The following is a 16,305-nucleotide window of genomic DNA, read 5'->3' as shown; positions in this document are numbered from 1 at the left end:
ACGTAATCGGCCTCCCCCCAAACCTGACATCTGACTTACGCAAATGGCATCGGGACAGAGTATGAACAGGAGGGGCAAGGCCCATCAGCAATGAGACCTGGAACGAGATTCTACGGAATTTGATATCCCTGTCATTTACTATGGGGCGGTATATTTACCGACACTAGAGTCAATACGCCTTAATGATTAGAGCTAATACTCCAAAAATGTCGGATCAAATGCAATGCTTCCTGAGTCGAAAAGTCGCCAGTAATACAAAATATTTCACAGATCACGAATTCCTGATCATTCGCTATCCATCAACTGGCCAGCTAGCCGCTGAAGTTGAACCTTATTTTGAGAACCCGGTCTACTTTATGGAACTATTGTGCCACTATTAAATCAATTGACAACCCTTCCTCTTGCAAAGTTTTAGTACAGTAGTGCAGAATTAGAACTGTTGATTTGTGTCTCTGAATAAGCACGCAGGTGGGAGCCGTCTTGAACATGTTGCTCCGCCTTCATTGCTTACCTTGCTATAAGGCCGCTCATTTGAGCGGCCTTTTTTTATGCCTGGCGTTTGATTCTCTAACCAATGACACGAAATTCCTCCCTACCTGTTTGTTCCCAGTCATGATTGATCGTGTTTCACTCATCGCCCCACTCCGCATTATTTCCCGTTTTCAGACTGTGAGTTTTTTGTACATTTAATCAACATGACAACAAATTTAGTACATTTGTCCCATTATGACCGAAATTTGGTCCGCTTTGACCTAACATATCTTAGTGCGTTGGTACATAATTCATATCGTTGATTTGTGTCTCTGAACAAGTTCTTACTCTTCGGAGTTAAGACTTTTCTGCTTACGGGCTGAACCTTTGGTTCAGCCCTTTTTTTCGTCTGATGAAACCATATCGCCACCTTCGAAGCGTGACCACCCCGGCTCACCTCCGCTCTGCTCTGCCTAATTGCACCATTAACACGCAACACTGTCCTAAAATGACCTCCGATTTGTCACAATCTGACCTTCCAAAGTAATTACTCTTGTTTTACACTTTTACGTGTTGATTAGTGTCTCTGAACTAGTCCGTTTGTTATCGGGAAACCGGTAATTTACCTTGCTTACTTTAGGCTGTGCATTGCACAGCCTTTTTTTTGGCCTGAAATTGGCCGAAATTTCAGGCCTTAGCCCGAGACCTGCCAATTACGCACCCGCACTCCTCACTTCACAATACGCCTATAGGCACAACTGTACCGTCACTTTGCTACCGGTTTTACGGGTCGCTCGAATTCGATAGCTGTATATAAAGGGTACATATGTCCTGTCAGATACGATTATTTACCAGGAGAAGAATCTATGCCGCAGTATAAGGCGCCACTCAATGATATGAAGTTTATTTTTAACGACTTACTGGGCGCAGAGCAGCACTACAAGAATTTCGCTGAAGGGGAGGAAGCCACCCCGGATATGATCGATGCCATACTCACCGAATGCGCACGTTTCGCAGAAGAGCGCCTCTCCCCCTTGAATCAAACTGGCGATGAGCAAGGCTGTGAATTGGTGGACGGTAACGTTAAAACCCCGGAAGGCTTTAAAGAAGCCTATCAGGAATATGTTGCCGGGGGATGGCAAGGCCTGTCACATCCGATTGAGTACGGGGGGCAGGGTCTCCCCGTGTCACTGGGTGTATTAAAATCAGAAATCATCAGCACTGCGAACTGGTCGTGGGGCATGTATCCAGGACTTAGCCTGGGCGCGATGAACACGATTTATCTGCATGGTGATGAACAGCAAAAAGCATTGTATTTAACAAAGCTGACTGAAGGCACCTGGTCCGGCACAATGTGTCTTACGGAACCCCAATGCGGGACTGACCTGGGACAGGTGAAAACCAAAGCCGTTCCAAATGACGATGGTTCATATACAATTTCCGGCACTAAAATCTTTATCTCTGCCGGTGACCACGACTTTACTGACAACATTGTCCACATCGTTCTGGCGCGTTTACCGGATGCACCGAAAGGTACTCGCGGGATCTCGCTGTTTATCGTACCTAAGTTTCTTCCGGATAACGACGGTAATGTAGGCGAATTCAACAACGTTTCTGTCGGCTCACTCGAAGTGAAAATGGGGATCAAAGGCTCTGCAACCTGTGTCATGAACTTTGATGGCTCGAAAGGTTATCTGATTGGCCCGGAGAACAAAGGGCTGCAATGCATGTTCACATTTATGAACACCGCCCGAATCGGTACGGGTCTGCAAGGCTCCTGCGCCGCAGAGCTATCCTTTCAAGGTGCACTGAGCTACGCTCGTGAGCGACTGTCCATGCGCTCGCTGTCGGGCAAAAAAGCGCCGGACAAAGTTGCCGACCCGATTATTGTTCACCCCGATGTACGCCGCATGCTGCTCACCCAAAAAGCGTTTGCCGAAGGTGGCAGAGCGTTAATCTACTATAGCGCCTTGAAAGCGGACTACCTGGTACACGGCGCAACCGAAGAAATCCGGGAGAACGCAGATGATGATCTGGGCTTCCTGACCCCGATTGTTAAGGCATTTTTAACCGAAACCGGCTACGAAGCAGCCAATCTGGGTATGCAGGTTTATGGCGGACATGGCTACATCAAAGAATGGGGTATGGAGCAAATCGTGCGAGATACACGAATCTCAATGCTCTATGAGGGCACCACTGGTATTCAGGCCCTGGATTTGCTCGGTCGGAAAATTCTGCTCGACAAGGGCACAGCCTTCCGCCGCTTCAGCAAGGAATTAGGCCAGTACTGCAAAGGCCAGTCAAAGTTTGTTTCCGGCAAACAGCGCAAGAAAATGAAGAAAATGCTGTCTGAACTCACCTGGATCAACAGGCAGTGGTCTTACCTGACCTTGCGGGTATTTGTAAACTCCATGCGTAACCGGGATGAAGTTGGCTCCGCATCTGTCGATTACTTGATGTACTCCGGCTATATCGTGTTAGCGTATATGTGGGCACTGCAAGCGGAGAAGGCGTACGAAAAACTCGCTGAGGGTGTCTCCAACCCGGAGTTTTATGAATCGAAGATTCGCACCGCAGAATTCTATTTTGCACGTCTGCTGCCTCGGACCAAATCGCACTATGCGGCGATGATGGCCGGAGCGGACACGCTGATGAGTCTCGATGAAGCTCACTTTGCCTTTTAAAGCGCGCATTGTTTTTTAGGCGTTACAACGCTTTGGAAGCATAAGCGTTCCTCAGGACTCACCGACTCATTAACCTGCCTGTCAGTGAGTCCTGTCTTCAAAGCGCATCCGGAAGAAGTGTCGGGCCAAATAACGACGGGACAGACTCCATTACCTCAACGTTACTCATTTCATTAAATTGATCTTCTGCCATTTGCAGCAAAGACCACGCCAGACTTAACATGACGATACCCACCACAACATCCAGAATCTTCCAGGCGCGGGGGGAAGCAAACAATGGCGCAAGAAACTGCGCACCCATACTGAGACTGAAGAACCACAAGGCCGAGGCACAGCATGCGCCCAGCGCGAACAACCAGGGTCCATTACCGGGTAACTGACCACCAATACTGCCAAGTAACAATACGGTATCAATATATACATGTGGGTTGATCAGTGATAACACCAGCGCGCCTGTCATTGCAGCACGTCGACTGCTGAACCCGTGGCTCTCCGGCTGGAGCGAATGCACGCCACAAGCCGAGATCCAGGCTCGAAGGCCATACAATGTGAGAAAAACAAAACCGAACAGCGTCGCAAGGAGCAACCAGACCGGGTGACTTGCCACCAGTGATCCCATACCCGCAACCCCCAGCACAATAAGGGCAACATCCAGCCCAAAACAAACCACCGCAATTGAGCCGCTGTAGTTTCTCCGCAACCCCTGGGACAGTACAAAAGCGTTCTGCGCACCAATTGCCATAATCAAACTCGCCCCACTGACAAACCCTTTGGCCAGGGGCCCGTAGATCTCCCAGTTCATACTCCAAAACCTCTCTTTCACGCTTAATCAATACAGCCTGAGGCTGTAAACCCCGTCGCGTTATTACACCGCAGCATTTGTGAGCAAAGATTTTAGAATCGCACTATGATTAAATGAAATTAATTAAACTACTAGGTCATTAGTTTTTCTTATGATCAATTATCAAAAGCTTGAAACCCTTGCGCGGGTATTTGAGGAACAAAGCTTCGAGAAGGCTGCAGAGCGTCTGCACATCACCCAGTCTGCGGTATCCCAGCGTATCCAGCAACTGGAACGATCTCTGGGGCATGTACTGTTAATCCGGACAACCCCTTTACAGCTCACAGAGCAAGGGCAATTGGTGATAAAAACCTACCGCCAGATCAGTATGCTGGAAAGTGATTTACAACAGGCCCTGGGCGGGAAAGAACAGCAATCTGCGACCCAGTCTATCGCGATCGGATCTAACGCCGACAGCCTCGCGACCTGGCTTCTGGATGCCCTCGACCCAATCTTGAGAAACGAGAATATCGTTGTTGATATCAAAGTTGACGACCAGGACAGAACCCACGAGCTATTGCGGAAAGGCGATGTTATCGGCTGCATTAGTGCCAGTAATGAAGCCATACTCGGTTGTAACTGTTTTCCCCTGGGGATCATGACTTATCGCTGCCTGGTCAGTCCGGAATTCAAACAACGCTATTTTAAAAATGGCGTCAGTGCGGATACGATACGCAAGGCCCCCTGTGTTGAATTCAACCATAAAGACGATCTTGAACGACGCTACCTGAGTACATTTTTTGATCTTCCGTTAAATATGCCGTGTCATCGCATCCCGTCAACGGAATCATTTCTGAGTTTTGTCGCACGGGGACACGCCTGGGGATTGATTCCGGATATTCAAAGCAAACCGGAACGTGAGCGTGGCGAATTAGTCGAGCTGCTACCCGGTTGCCATTTTGATATTCCCCTGTACTGGCATATCTGGAACCTCAAAACCCGTCTTAACCGTTTACTCACCGATGCATTGCTTCGCGAAGCGAAACACGGCCTCTAGGAACAGGCCATTCAGGGGCAGAGCCGAATAAAAAAGCATTACAGCTCCGCCCTCCCCTGATGCTAGAATGTTCGTTCATACGTAACTCTGGTTTTATACATAACTTGGGTTTTAACCTGACCACGGCTGCAACATTCTGCTGACCAACTAGAATATGATGACCACCATACCACCAACTTCCGAAATACCAGACTCATCTGGACATGACCTTGATTATCGCTTCGGCGGCATACGCAGACTCTACGGTCAAGCCGCATATGACCGCTTCCAGAACGCGCATGTTTGCATCGTCGGTATCGGCGGTGTTGGCTCATGGGCAGCAGAAGCCCTGGCACGCAGTGCAATCGGCCACCTGACACTCATTGATCTTGATGACATCTGCGTATCCAATATTAATCGGCAAATTCACGCACTCGATGGTCATATTGGACAATTGAAAGTCGAGGCAATGGCAGAGCGAATTCGGCGGATCAACCCACACTGCCAGGTGAATGCCCGGGTATCCTTTCTTACGGAGAAAAACCTGGCCGAGCTTATCAACGATGAATTCGATTATGTTTTAGATGCAATAGACAGCGTCAAAATGAAAACCCGTCTCATTGCCCATTGCAAACGACAGAAAATCCCGATTGTTTGCGCCGGCGGCGCGGGCGGCCAGACAGATCCGACACAAATTCAGATGGCCGATCTCGGCAGGACGTATCAAGACCCTCTTCTGGCCAAAGTCCGGAGTCAACTGCGAAAAAACTACGGTTTCTCCTCAAACCCGAAGCGAAAGCTGGGAATAGATTGCGTATTTTCAACAGAACAGCTAACTTACCCCAAGGCGGATGGCGAGGTATGCCAGCAAAAACCGGAGAACAATGGTCCGGTTCGACTGGATTGTGCAAGCGGCTTTGGCGCAGTGACCCACATTACAGCCACTTTCGGCTTCTTTGCGGTATCTCGGGTTTTACAAAAAATAGCAGCCCGTGGCGTAAAAACGACTTAAGCTTTTCTCTTGATGCCCTCCCGTCTGAAAATAGTTGAATACAGGTGTTCGTCGGTGGTCAACAGGCTGTAATCTTGTCTAACTACCCTCTTACGGACACACAAAAGCTCGATACTGGCGTCTACTCAAGAGGGATAAGGTTCTTTTGGAAACTACGACACTGACGATACTGGCAAGCATTGGCATTATCTCGCTCATCCTGCAATGGCTTGCCTGGCAACTTCGACTCCCGGCCATTTTGTTTCTGTTATTAGCGGGCATTATTCTGGGTCCGGTTGTCGGCTGGATTCAACCGGATCAAATGTTTGGTGACCTGCTTTTCCCTCTGGTGTCACTCTCCGTGGCCGTTATCCTCTTTGAAGGCTCTCTGACACTGGAACTCAAGGATATTAAGGGCCATGGAAAAATGGTCCGAAACCTCCTGAGTATCGGTATTCTCATTAGTTTTTTTGTTGGTGCGGTCGCTGCCAAGCTGGCATTGGGCCTGTCATGGTCTATTGCGTTGTTGTTCGGCTCGATTATTGTGGTCACCGGCCCAACGGTTATCATGCCATTACTGCGTGCCGTGCGCCCGAAAGGCAATCTGGCGAATATACTGAAATGGGAAGGGATTATCATCGATCCTATTGGCGCGTTGCTGGCCGTGCTCGTCTACGAGTTAATTATTTCCGGACAACAACATGCTATTGAAGCTACGGTCGCGACATTCAGTATGACCCTGCTTGTCGGGATTGGGCTGGGCTGTTTGTCAGGCTACCTGCTCGGGATTGTATTGCGCCGACACTGGCTCCCGCAATTTCTGCAAAATGCAGGCACACTCACGTTCATGCTGGGTGTGTATGCAATCTCCAATGAAATCGTTCATGAGTCAGGGCTGTTAACGGTGACGGTCATGGGCATCTGGATGGCAAACATGAGAGGTGTTCCCGTTGACGACATACTGGAATTCAAAGAGTCCCTCAGTGTCCTGCTGATCTCTGCCCTATTCATTATTCTTGCAGCTCGACTGGACTTTTCCACCATTGCACAGCTGGGTTGGGGCACCGTCTGGGTTTTATTGGCCATCATTTTTATTGCCCGCCCTCTTGGCGTTTGGCTCTCAGCAATTGGAACACAACTGAGCTGGCAGGATAAAACCTTCTTGAGCTGGATTGCACCCCGGGGTATCGTTGCCGCTGCTGTGTCCTCACTGTTCGCTTTTCGCCTTGAAGATCAGGTGCCAGATGCGGCCCTACTGGTCCCGCTTGTGTTCATGGTCATCATTGCAACCGTTGTACTTCAAAGCCTGACTGCACGAGTAATAGCCGGGCGCCTCGAAGTCGTCGAGCCGGAAACCAATGGCTACCTGTTTGTCGGTGCAAATCAAGTCGCCCGCGCAGTGGCTAAAGCTCTACTTCAGAAAAAAGTACAGGTTCTGGTAACCGACACCAACTGGGAATACATTAAACAAGCTCGCATGGATGGTCTTCCCGTCTACTATGGCAACCCGGTATCGGAGCATGCAGAAAATCATATGGAAATTACCGGCATCGGAAATATGCTCGCCATTTCCCCTTACAAGCAACTGAATACCCAGGCAACGTTCCATTTTCTGGATTTATTCGGCAAAGGCCACGTTTTCGGCCTGTCCGAGGGCGATGAGGAACAAACAGCACGGCATAAATCACTTGAAAAGATTTACTCCACACGGGGTTTATTTGGTGAGGGCGTTACCTTTGGCAAACTCGCCAGCCTGATCAGCAGAAAGGCATCCGTAAAAACGACCCAACTGACCGAAGAATATACGTTTTCCCGTCACAAGGAAAAACATGGCAATCGTCTTATTCCTTTATTCGCGGTTTCACCCAATGGTATTGTGCAACCGTTCTCCGCCACGACCCCGCCAAAACCCACAGTGGGTTGGGACGTCATTAGCTTGATTGCACCGGAGACAGGCAGCACAAATGGCGTAACCGATAAAGCTGAGCCGAACCCACAACCATCCGATGGGCAATCTACAGGTCAGGCCGTGCCAACTAAAAATTCGAGTCAAACCTGATGGAGTACATGCAAGCCCGATTGGCCCTGCCGGAGGGAGAAACAGCAGAACTTCTGCAATGGCTGCACCTTAGTGGTGCAGGACAATTAGTTGAAATCGAATCTGTTCAGGGTGGCTGTATCAATGACTCACACCTGATTACGACCAGCACGGGGAATCAGTTTTTCTTGAAAACCCATGGCTCAGCTCCCCCCGGATTTTTCCTGGCGGAAGCCGCGGGTCTTGAGGAAATTGCGACCACGAACACGCTGGATACCCCGACAGTCCATCGTGTATCCGACCATTTCCTGTTAATGGATTATATCCCGGCAGTTGGACGATGTTCGGACTACTGGGAAGTGCTGGGACAGCAGCTGTACAGAATGCATAACGACAACAAAGCGCGCCAGCACAACACCGAATTCGGCTTTACAGATAACTTCTGTGGCTTGACCCCGCAAATCAATACACCGATGGCCGACGGTTACGAGTTTTTCGCGACCTTTCGGTTGCAGGCTCAGGCAAAACGAGCATTCGATAGCCAAAAACTGGCAGCAGCCGATTTAAAGCAAATCGACGCAATTTGCAACGCACTCCCTGACCTGATACCCGATCAGCCTCCCGCTTTGGTTCATGGCGACTTGTGGTCAGGCAATGTCATCGTCAACAGTTCCGGTCAGCCTACGTTGATTGACCCGGCCTGCTATTACGGATGGGCCGAAAGTGATCTGGCCATGACCACATTATTCGGCGGTTTCCCGGATGCCTTTTATAGCGCATATGAACAATCCGGCGCAGTCGCCCCGGATTGGCGCTCACGCAAGGATATTTACAACCTTTATCACCTGTTAAATCATCTCAATTTATTTGGCTCGGGTTATTTCACAAGTGTAAAAGATATCCTGAAAAGGTTTAGCTAGGGCAATCCGTACGGATTGGAAAACTATTTGCATCAGCACTTGGATTGTGTTGACCCTAAACACTAAAAGCGTAAGTATCGAAAAAGATAAGACTTGAAAAACTAAAGTTTAGAGTTTCAGAGGAAAGAATTCGAACCCAGTAAGACAAAATGATTGACTTTGCGACAGGCTTCGCGCTGCCGCGCCTTATAAGACTTTTTAAAACCATAGTTTTATAAGGCGCGGCCTTCAGAACGAAAAACGATTAAATTCTGGAGGCCGCTATGGACGCTAAGGGATACGGCAATATCCCCGAGATCCTGTTTGATTGGATCACATTTTTGGTTAAAGCTCTACCCCTACGTTCAGTACCCACCTTTATTGAGTTACTGATTGGGGCGATGCTCACGCCAACAGGGTTTGTCACTGATGCCTGGTTGATGGTGGCAATGAAGCGTCACTGGAGCAGTTATTTCAAGTGGTTGCAAAAGGGAAAGTGGTCATGGGTTGCACTCGCGCAACAGCTGGGTCAGTTACTGACTCAATGGTGTCCCAATGAACAGTGGTATTTGGCCATTGATGATACCTTGGTGCTAAGGAGTTCCAAGAAAGCACCCAGTAGTCAGTTTCATCACATGCATGGTAACAAGGCCAACCGCCCGCAATTTGTTCGCGGCCAGTGTTGGGTCAGTTTATCAGCGATTGTTAAGGGGCAGAAACAAGCCTGGTCGATCCCACTGATCTCGCGCTTAACGCGAGCCTGCGGGAACGGTAACAAGCTGGTAACGGCAGGCATTTTACTTCGCGTGATGAGGTCATTTTTTACCGGGGCCACTGTCCTGATGGATAGCTGGTATATGCGGGGTACGCTGATTGCCTCCCTTCAAGGTATGGGGTATCACGTTATCGGGCAAGTCCGAAAGGATACCGCCTTATACGATGTTCCAGAACGAACCGGGAAAAGAGGACGCCCTCGAAAGTACGGAGAGAAATACACACCAGAGCGAGTCACTAACCTGGAAGAGACTTGCGCCAATGTCACGATCTATGGACGACAGCAGTCACTGAGGTATCGAACAGTGATAGCCAAAGCCCGCTTTTTAGATGGGCAGCTCGTAAAGGTTGTGTGGGTGCAGTTTGAAAACGAAGACGGTAGCTTAAAACCTGCCCGGCTCTTGTTGACGACTCGAACGAATATGTCGGGCATCGACATCATAAAAGCCTACGCCAAGCGCTGGAGTATTGAGCCCATGTTCCATCAGTTAAAGAATCGCTGGGGCTGGAATGAGACTTGGCAGCAATCCAGACAGGTGCTGCATCGGTGGGTTCAGATCATCTCTCTCAGCTATGCGCTGGTGCAGTTGCTCACTTATTGGAAAGAGTCGGCAGGTCAAGAAATGCACTTGGACATCCCTTGGCGCAAACATGCGCCGATTACGGCGGGACTGGTTCGGTTAAAGCTGCAACGGAATTTACAGCAAGTTGCCGTGAGGGATTGGTGGGACGTAAAGTCTCGAATATTTAAACCGCCAGCGAGGGCTATTGAGTAGTATAAAGACTCTCGCTAGCGAAAAGCCGCCTAGAATAAGGCGGGTAGAAGAGAAAGCAGAATTTATCCGGTCAGAAATCAGGACTGGAGGATCATGCTCAAACTCTAAACTTTAGTTGAAAAACATAACCTCTAAAATACACAGCCCTGACGGCTACGTTTACAAATCTGTGTCGCTCGTACTTTTCGGGTACACAAAGATTGATTCGGGAATAAACTTAATAAGGAATAAAACATGATTGACCTCAGTTGCTTCAAAGCCTATGACATTCGGGGCAAGGTCCCGAGCGAATTGAATGTAGACCTGGCGGAGAAAATTGGTCGAGCCTATGTGCAAATCATCGGCGCAAAGAACATCGTCGTCGGCCACGATATTCGGCTTTCCAGCCCGGAACTCACGGAAGCGCTCATCAAAGGCTTGAGAGCCGCAGGTGCGAATGTCACAGACATTGGTCTGTGTGGCACCGAGATGATTTACTTCTCAACGTTTTTCTACGAAATGGATGGCGGCATTGTCGTAACCGCAAGCCACAACCCTCAAGACTACAACGGCATGAAAATGGTCCAGAAGAATTCGCGCCCCGTTGGCACCGACTCTGGATTGACTGACATTAAAAACCTGATTGCTGCCGGGACTGAGTTTGAGGATGCCCCGGAGCAAGGAACCTATCAAACAAAACAGGTAATGGATGACTACGTGAGCCACTTGTTGAGCTACGTTGACACCACCACGTTAACACCGCTCAAAATCGTCGTAAACGCCGGACACGGTGGTGCCGGCTTGGTGATTGATGCCCTGGAGTCACACCTGCCGTTTGAATTCATCAAGGTTCACCATAATCCGGATGGTCATTTCCCGGCAGGCGTGCCGAACCCGCTTCTGGAAGAAAATCGAGCCGCCACTGCAGATGTTGTGAAAGCGGAGCAAGCAGATTTGGGAATCGCCTGGGACGGGGACTATGACCGGTGCTTCTTTTTTGATGCGCAAGGGCGCTTCATTGAAGGCTATTACATTGTTGGCTTACTGGCACAAAACTTTCTATCCAAGCATCCAGGACAAACCGTAATCCATGATCCCCGGTTAACCTGGAACACAATCGATGTTGCCGAAGCGGCTGGCGGGCAAGCGGTTGAGAGCAAAACCGGGCATGCTTTCATCAAACAAATCATGCGTGATCAAGATGCAGTCTACGGCGGCGAAATGAGTGCCCACCATTACTTCCGTGATTTTGCTTACTGCGACAGCGGGATGATTACCTGGCTACTGATCGCAGAACTGATTTGCCAGTCAGGACAACCTCTGGCGGCATTGGTTGAAGAACGCATGGCAAAATATCCGGCCAGTGGCGAAATCAATCGCAAACTGAGCAATGCCAAAGTCGTGATGGATAAAATAAAATCCAGCTATGAAGCGGATGCCCTGAAGGTATCCACCTTAGACGGTATAAGTCTTGAGTTCTCCAATTGGCGTTTCAATTTACGCGCCTCCAATACCGAACCGGTAGTGCGTTTGAACGTTGAGTCAAAAGGTGATGAGGCGCTGATGCAGGAGAAAACGAAGGTATTACTCGCCCAGATTGAAACATTCGATCAAGGCGCTTAACACAATGTGTCCCACCGGTAAGTTCAGCAAAGGACAACCGGTGGGATAAAGAATTATGTCGGCGTTTAAACCTTGTAGCGCGACAATATTGTCTTGAGAGCTCGGGCAAGAACATCGAGGTGATCGCTGTTCCCCTCAACGGTGTCGGAGGCCGCAGCCGTTTCTTCGGCAATTCGATTAATCTTGACAATATTCTGGTGCATCTCAGCCGTCACAGAACTCTGCTCCTCAGATGAAGAAGCAATTTGTAGATTACGCTGATTGATGAAATCAACCTGCTGTACGATTTCTTCAAGGTTGTTGCCAGCGGTAATCGCCTTATCATGACAGTCCGCACCCACTTGCTGACTTTTTTCCATGGCCTGGACTGCGCTCTTGGTACCACTTTGTATCGAACCGATAACCTGCTGTATCTCCTCGGTGGAGTCCTGGGTTTTTTTCGCTAATGCTCTCACTTCATCTGCGACTACAGCAAACCCGCGCCCGGACTCCCCTGCTCGAGCAGCTTCAATTGCGGCATTTAACGCCAACAAATTAGTTTGCTCCGAGATGCCCTGAATAACATCGATCACTGAACCTATTTTATTCGTGTCACGTTCAAGATGACGCACAATTTCAGACGCTTTCTCGATATTCTCACTGAGTAAATTCATGGCCTCCAAGGTTTCCTGAACCGTCAGATTGCCGTGCTCCGCTTTCCCTGATGCGTCTTGTGTTGCTTGTGAGGTATCGGATGCATTGGAGGCCACTTCATTGACACTGGCCGCCATTTCAGTCATTGCCGTTGCCAGCAATTCTGATTCTTTCTTCTGGTTTTGAACACCTTCATTGGTGATTTTTGTTGTTTGAGCGAGCGACCCAGATGCCTGGGAGATTTGACCGGAAGCATCTAAAACAAGTCGCAGCATCTCTCTCAGGTTATCGGTGGTAACATGAACCTCTTTAATTAACTCGCCAAACTCATCTTGAGCCTTGGACTGTTGAATTGATTGTGTCAGATCTCCATCTGAAAGACGATGCATGACGCCAACAAGTTGCTCAAGCGGTATATTGATTCTGCGCCCAATATAAGCACCCATAAATAACATCACCACAACCACGGCCACACCCATAAACGCCTGCATAAACAGGTTCTGTTGCTTCGTCGCTTCAGATTGCGCCTCGGCATCATTCACGATGACACCGCCAAAATTAGAAACCTGTTCCAAGGCAAATAATATTTTACTTTGCGACTCATTAATTCTCGTATGGATTGCATTTCGTGCGGCCAAATTAGCCAACTTGGCTTCACGTAATGCGATCAGAGATTCTGGCCCACTGATCAAACTCTCTAGCGCTTCCAACCCACTAATTTGTTGTGCTACTTCCTCAGCAAATCGTTGTTCACTACTTTCGATTACTGCTAACTCGGATCGTGTATTAGTAAACAATTGTTTGACGACATTGTCCCGCAAACCCACGAGCAAGTCCGGGTTTTCAATTAACAAAATACGCATGGCCACTGCATTCAACGCTTCAAGATCAGCCTTCAAGGAATGCGCAGCCTTGACGACAACAGAGCTATCCAACGCCAGAAACAACAAACTTCTATCACGCATTACATTCAAGTCGTTAACCTTCTCAATATCGCGCCGAAATGCACGGGCAGTCCGTTTGGCACTCAAGATCACCTTTCCAGAAATCGCCTCAGCTTTGGATTGCAGTGTTGCTATGCTTTGCGCAATTTCACCGGTAGCCACTACGGTTTTTTGATCCAGCTTCAGGCCGGAACGCGTATTTTCCAGGAGATCATCATCAGCCTCGATAAACTGCGCATAGGCCTGCAGCAATGCAGAGGAATGCTGCGCTCCGGCCTCCCCTAACATTATTTTTATTTGATCAAACGGTGCTTGAATCTCACGGTCGAGGTGGGTGCGGTCTTCAATGGCGGCCAATGCATCTGCACCTTCAACAATTAACAATTGAGATTGTCGGTTCAAATACTTTAAAACAACCGCAAAGCTTGCCTCATTGGCTTTTTCAACCGGAATCACCTGGTTAATCAACACGTCTGTATTGCGGGACAGCTGTTCATTGGAAAAAACACTAACTACCGACACAATGGCCAATGCGAGAATAGCGAACAACGACCAGGATACCAGCAATACTTTGATACTGACTTTATGGAGAAAATTCATATCGAATACATTAAAAAGTTAACTTTCACTATTCGAACATGTAGGCGGAAGACAATGCGCTCTTCGGCGCAAATAACTTATATCCCGTTTCTGTTACGAAACACCAGTGAACTCAGTTGATATTTCAGCTGCCCGGAGGAAGCCACTTCACTACGCTTGTTACACGCTAAACGATACTGTTACACACAAAACACTATTATTTTTTTAGGCTAAACTGACACTTTGCAATCTTAAAGATTAGCAATAAATTGATTGCTGTCACCTTTGATTTTGCAACAACCAATTTAATCAACAAAAATATTCATTGCACTTAAATACACTCAGGAGAAAGAAACTATGCATCGTCAGTTACGGACAATACTGGCGGGTGTGCTCTTCAGTATGTTGTCGTGGGCAAGCCTCGCAAATGAAATCGTCGTTGGTATGAGTACTGCACTTAGCGGACCAGCCAGTCAGTTGGGCCTGGGTGTGAAACAGGGCGTGGATGCGCTGTTCAATCGGGTTAACAAGGACGGCGGCGTGCAAGGGAAAAAGCTCAAACTCATTGCGCTTGATGATGGCTATGAGCCTGCAAAAGCCGCTCCGAATATGAGAACATTAATTGAACAAAACAAGGTGCTAGCTATCATCGGCAATGTCGGAACGCCCACAGCGATTGTCACGGTCCCCATAGCGAATAAAAACAAAACGTTATTGTTCGGAGCCTTTACTGGTGCCGGTGTTTTACGCAAATCGCCGCCTGACCGATATATAATCAACTACCGGGCAAGCTATGCAGAAGAAACATCAGCAATGATCGACGGACTGTTGTCTACGGGGATAAAACCTGAGGAAATAGCGTTTTTTACGCAAAACGATGGATACGGGGACGCAGGATATCAAGGTGCGGTTGAGGCCTTGCAGCGTCACGGTTTTAATACCCCGGAAATGCTGGCACACGGACGCTACACTCGCAACACGTTAAATGTGGAAGACGCACTCAGTGCAATGTTTGATGCTCCTGAGGATCCACGGGCGATTATCATGGTGGGCGCCTATGGCCCCTGTGCCAAATTTATTTCGCTGGCGAAAGAAGAATTCCCCAATGCTATTTTTCTGAACGTGTCATTTGTCGGCAGTGAAGCTTTGAAGGCCACACTAGGGGATAAAGCCGAAGGCGTTGTTGTGACACAGGTCGTGCCACACTATGACTCAGAACAGCCCCTCATCACACAATACCGGAATGATCTACTCGCACTGGATCGCGCAGCACAACCCAGTTTTGTTTCTCTGGAAGGCTATATTGCCGCAGCCATTTTCGCAAAAGCGTTAACATCATCGTCTGCGCCACTGGACCGGGAATCAATCATCGACAATCTTGAACAGCTCGCTTTGTTTGACCTGGGACTCGGAGGCACCAAACTTTCCCTGAGCACTAGTGACCACCAAGCCAGTAATACAATTTGGCCCACAATTATCCGGGGAGGTCACTTTGTTCCACTCAACTCATGGTCAGATGCCACAACAGGCACTCGACCAAACGCACATGAATCAACATACCTCGCAACACGCAGTACCTCGCAACTCGATGCATCCAGGGAATAGCAAACTATAGTATCAAATTCAGCAACAACCGTAGTGTGATCGCGAAACGCGATGCACTACGGCTTGATAACCATGACAGACATTTTTGCTCTCTCCACCACGCGACTGGTAAAGGATCCCAGCAGTATTTTGTCCACCCGCCGATAATTATGACTCGGAATGACAATCAGGTCAGCACCCACTTTTTTCGCTTCCTTCAAGATTACCTTGTAGGGCTTACTGCCCTCCAGTAAAGCACTCGTTACCTTGACCCCGCTTTTTTCAGTTTCACCGGCATAATCCTGAAGACGTTTTTTCAATGTCTTGAACGCTTTTCCCATCGCATCTTTTGGAAAAAAGCTGCCCACCATCGGCATACCATAGCCGGGAACAACCGATATAATGTGCAACTTCGCATTGAATTCCTCGGCCTGTCGCAGCGCAACGCTCATCGCTTTATCTGCAAACGCAAGCTCGTCCAGGTCCACTGGAATCACAATCTGTTTAAACATC

The 16,305-nt window shown here is 48.6% G+C and carries 11 protein-coding genes; 8 read left to right on the top strand and 3 right to left on the bottom strand.

Annotated features, from left to right (window positions below):
- Positions 1-1,337: 1,337 nt before the first annotated feature.
- Entirely contained in the window at positions 1,338-3,155 is a 1,818-nt protein-coding gene (locus OLMES_RS04385; RefSeq protein WP_087460130.1) for an acyl-CoA dehydrogenase C-terminal domain-containing protein, read from the top strand.
- A 97-nt stretch (positions 3,156-3,252) separates the two neighbouring features.
- On the opposite strand, the gene OLMES_RS04380 is transcribed toward OLMES_RS04385, so the two are convergent.
- Complete coding sequence (locus OLMES_RS04380) at positions 3,253-3,957, bottom strand: LysE/ArgO family amino acid transporter (protein ID WP_087460129.1); 705 nt, start codon at positions 3,955-3,957, stop codon at positions 3,253-3,255.
- A gap of 151 nt (positions 3,958-4,108) precedes the next feature.
- On the opposite strand from OLMES_RS04380, the gene OLMES_RS04375 reads away from it, so the two are divergent.
- The 6 genes from OLMES_RS04375 to OLMES_RS04350 all read left to right on the top strand — a co-directional run bounded on the left by OLMES_RS04375 (position 4,109) and on the right by OLMES_RS04350 (position 12,052).
- Positions 4,109-4,993, top strand: coding sequence for a LysR family transcriptional regulator ArgP (locus OLMES_RS04375; protein ID WP_087460128.1), 885 nt, complete (start codon positions 4,109-4,111; stop codon positions 4,991-4,993).
- 157 nt (positions 4,994-5,150) lie between these two features.
- Positions 5,151-5,984 carry a tRNA cyclic N6-threonylcarbamoyladenosine(37) synthase TcdA gene (gene tcdA, locus OLMES_RS04370; RefSeq protein ID WP_087460127.1) on the top strand — a complete coding sequence of 278 codons (834 nt, stop codon included), beginning with the start codon at positions 5,151-5,153 and terminating at the stop codon, positions 5,982-5,984.
- A gap of 145 nt (positions 5,985-6,129) precedes the next feature.
- Positions 6,130-8,022, top strand: a complete 1,893-nt coding sequence (locus tag OLMES_RS04365; protein ID WP_087460126.1) for a cation:proton antiporter — start codon at positions 6,130-6,132, stop codon at positions 8,020-8,022.
- Positions 8,022-8,921 (top strand): fructosamine kinase family protein, encoded by a 900-nt coding sequence (locus OLMES_RS04360; protein ID WP_087460125.1) that lies wholly within the window; start codon positions 8,022-8,024, stop codon positions 8,919-8,921. The genes OLMES_RS04365 and OLMES_RS04360 overlap by 1 nt, the downstream gene beginning before the upstream one ends.
- A 263-nt stretch (positions 8,922-9,184) precedes the next feature.
- Entirely contained in the window at positions 9,185-10,450 is a 1,266-nt protein-coding gene (locus tag OLMES_RS04355) for an IS701 family transposase (RefSeq protein ID WP_087459828.1), read from the top strand.
- A gap of 234 nt (positions 10,451-10,684) precedes the next feature.
- The gene (locus tag OLMES_RS04350) at positions 10,685-12,052 is read left to right on the top strand and encodes a phosphohexomutase domain-containing protein (protein ID WP_198343215.1); all 1,368 of its coding nucleotides are present in this window, start codon (positions 10,685-10,687) and stop codon (positions 12,050-12,052) included.
- 65 nt (positions 12,053-12,117) lie between these two features.
- Here OLMES_RS04350 and OLMES_RS04345 read toward each other — a convergent pair whose 3' ends face one another.
- Positions 12,118-14,229, bottom strand: a complete 2,112-nt coding sequence (locus OLMES_RS04345; protein WP_087460124.1) for a methyl-accepting chemotaxis protein — start codon at positions 14,227-14,229, stop codon at positions 12,118-12,120.
- A 336-nt stretch (positions 14,230-14,565) separates the two neighbouring features.
- On the opposite strand from OLMES_RS04345, the gene OLMES_RS04340 reads away from it, so the two are divergent.
- Positions 14,566-15,813 (top strand): ABC transporter substrate-binding protein, encoded by a 1,248-nt coding sequence (locus OLMES_RS04340; RefSeq protein ID WP_198343214.1) that lies wholly within the window; start codon positions 14,566-14,568, stop codon positions 15,811-15,813.
- Between the two features lie 56 nt (positions 15,814-15,869).
- Here the strand turns inward: OLMES_RS04340 and OLMES_RS04335 are convergent, their stop codons facing one another.
- On the bottom strand, positions 15,870-16,304 hold the full coding sequence (locus OLMES_RS04335) for a universal stress protein (protein WP_087460123.1): 435 nt from the start codon (positions 16,302-16,304) through the stop codon (positions 15,870-15,872).
- Position 16,305: the final 1 nt, after the last annotated feature.

This window comes from Oleiphilus messinensis, assembly GCF_002162375.1.
In the GTDB taxonomy this organism is placed as follows: domain Bacteria; phylum Pseudomonadota; class Gammaproteobacteria; order Pseudomonadales; family Oleiphilaceae; genus Oleiphilus; species Oleiphilus messinensis.
Note: the sequence above shows the minus strand (reverse complement) of the source record. Positions and strands in the feature narration are given on the sequence as shown.

Coding starts and splice junctions, on each gene's coding strand:
- tcdA (WP_087460127.1), top strand. CDS start 5,151: ATGACCACCATACCACCAACTTCCGAAATACCAGACTCATCTGGACAT.
- OLMES_RS04380 (WP_087460129.1), bottom strand. CDS start 3,957: ATGAACTGGGAGATCTACGGGCCCCTGGCCAAAGGGTTTGTCAGTGGG.
- OLMES_RS04375 (WP_087460128.1), top strand. CDS start 4,109: ATGATCAATTATCAAAAGCTTGAAACCCTTGCGCGGGTATTTGAGGAA.
- OLMES_RS04335 (WP_087460123.1), bottom strand. CDS start 16,304: ATGTTTAAACAGATTGTGATTCCAGTGGACCTGGACGAGCTTGCGTTT.
- OLMES_RS04385 (WP_087460130.1), top strand. CDS start 1,338: ATGCCGCAGTATAAGGCGCCACTCAATGATATGAAGTTTATTTTTAAC.
- OLMES_RS04340 (WP_198343214.1), top strand. CDS start 14,566: ATGCATCGTCAGTTACGGACAATACTGGCGGGTGTGCTCTTCAGTATG.
- OLMES_RS04345 (WP_087460124.1), bottom strand. CDS start 14,229: ATGAATTTTCTCCATAAAGTCAGTATCAAAGTATTGCTGGTATCCTGG.
- OLMES_RS04355 (WP_087459828.1), top strand. CDS start 9,185: ATGGACGCTAAGGGATACGGCAATATCCCCGAGATCCTGTTTGATTGG.
- OLMES_RS04360 (WP_087460125.1), top strand. CDS start 8,022: ATGGAGTACATGCAAGCCCGATTGGCCCTGCCGGAGGGAGAAACAGCA.
- OLMES_RS04350 (WP_198343215.1), top strand. CDS start 10,685: ATGATTGACCTCAGTTGCTTCAAAGCCTATGACATTCGGGGCAAGGTC.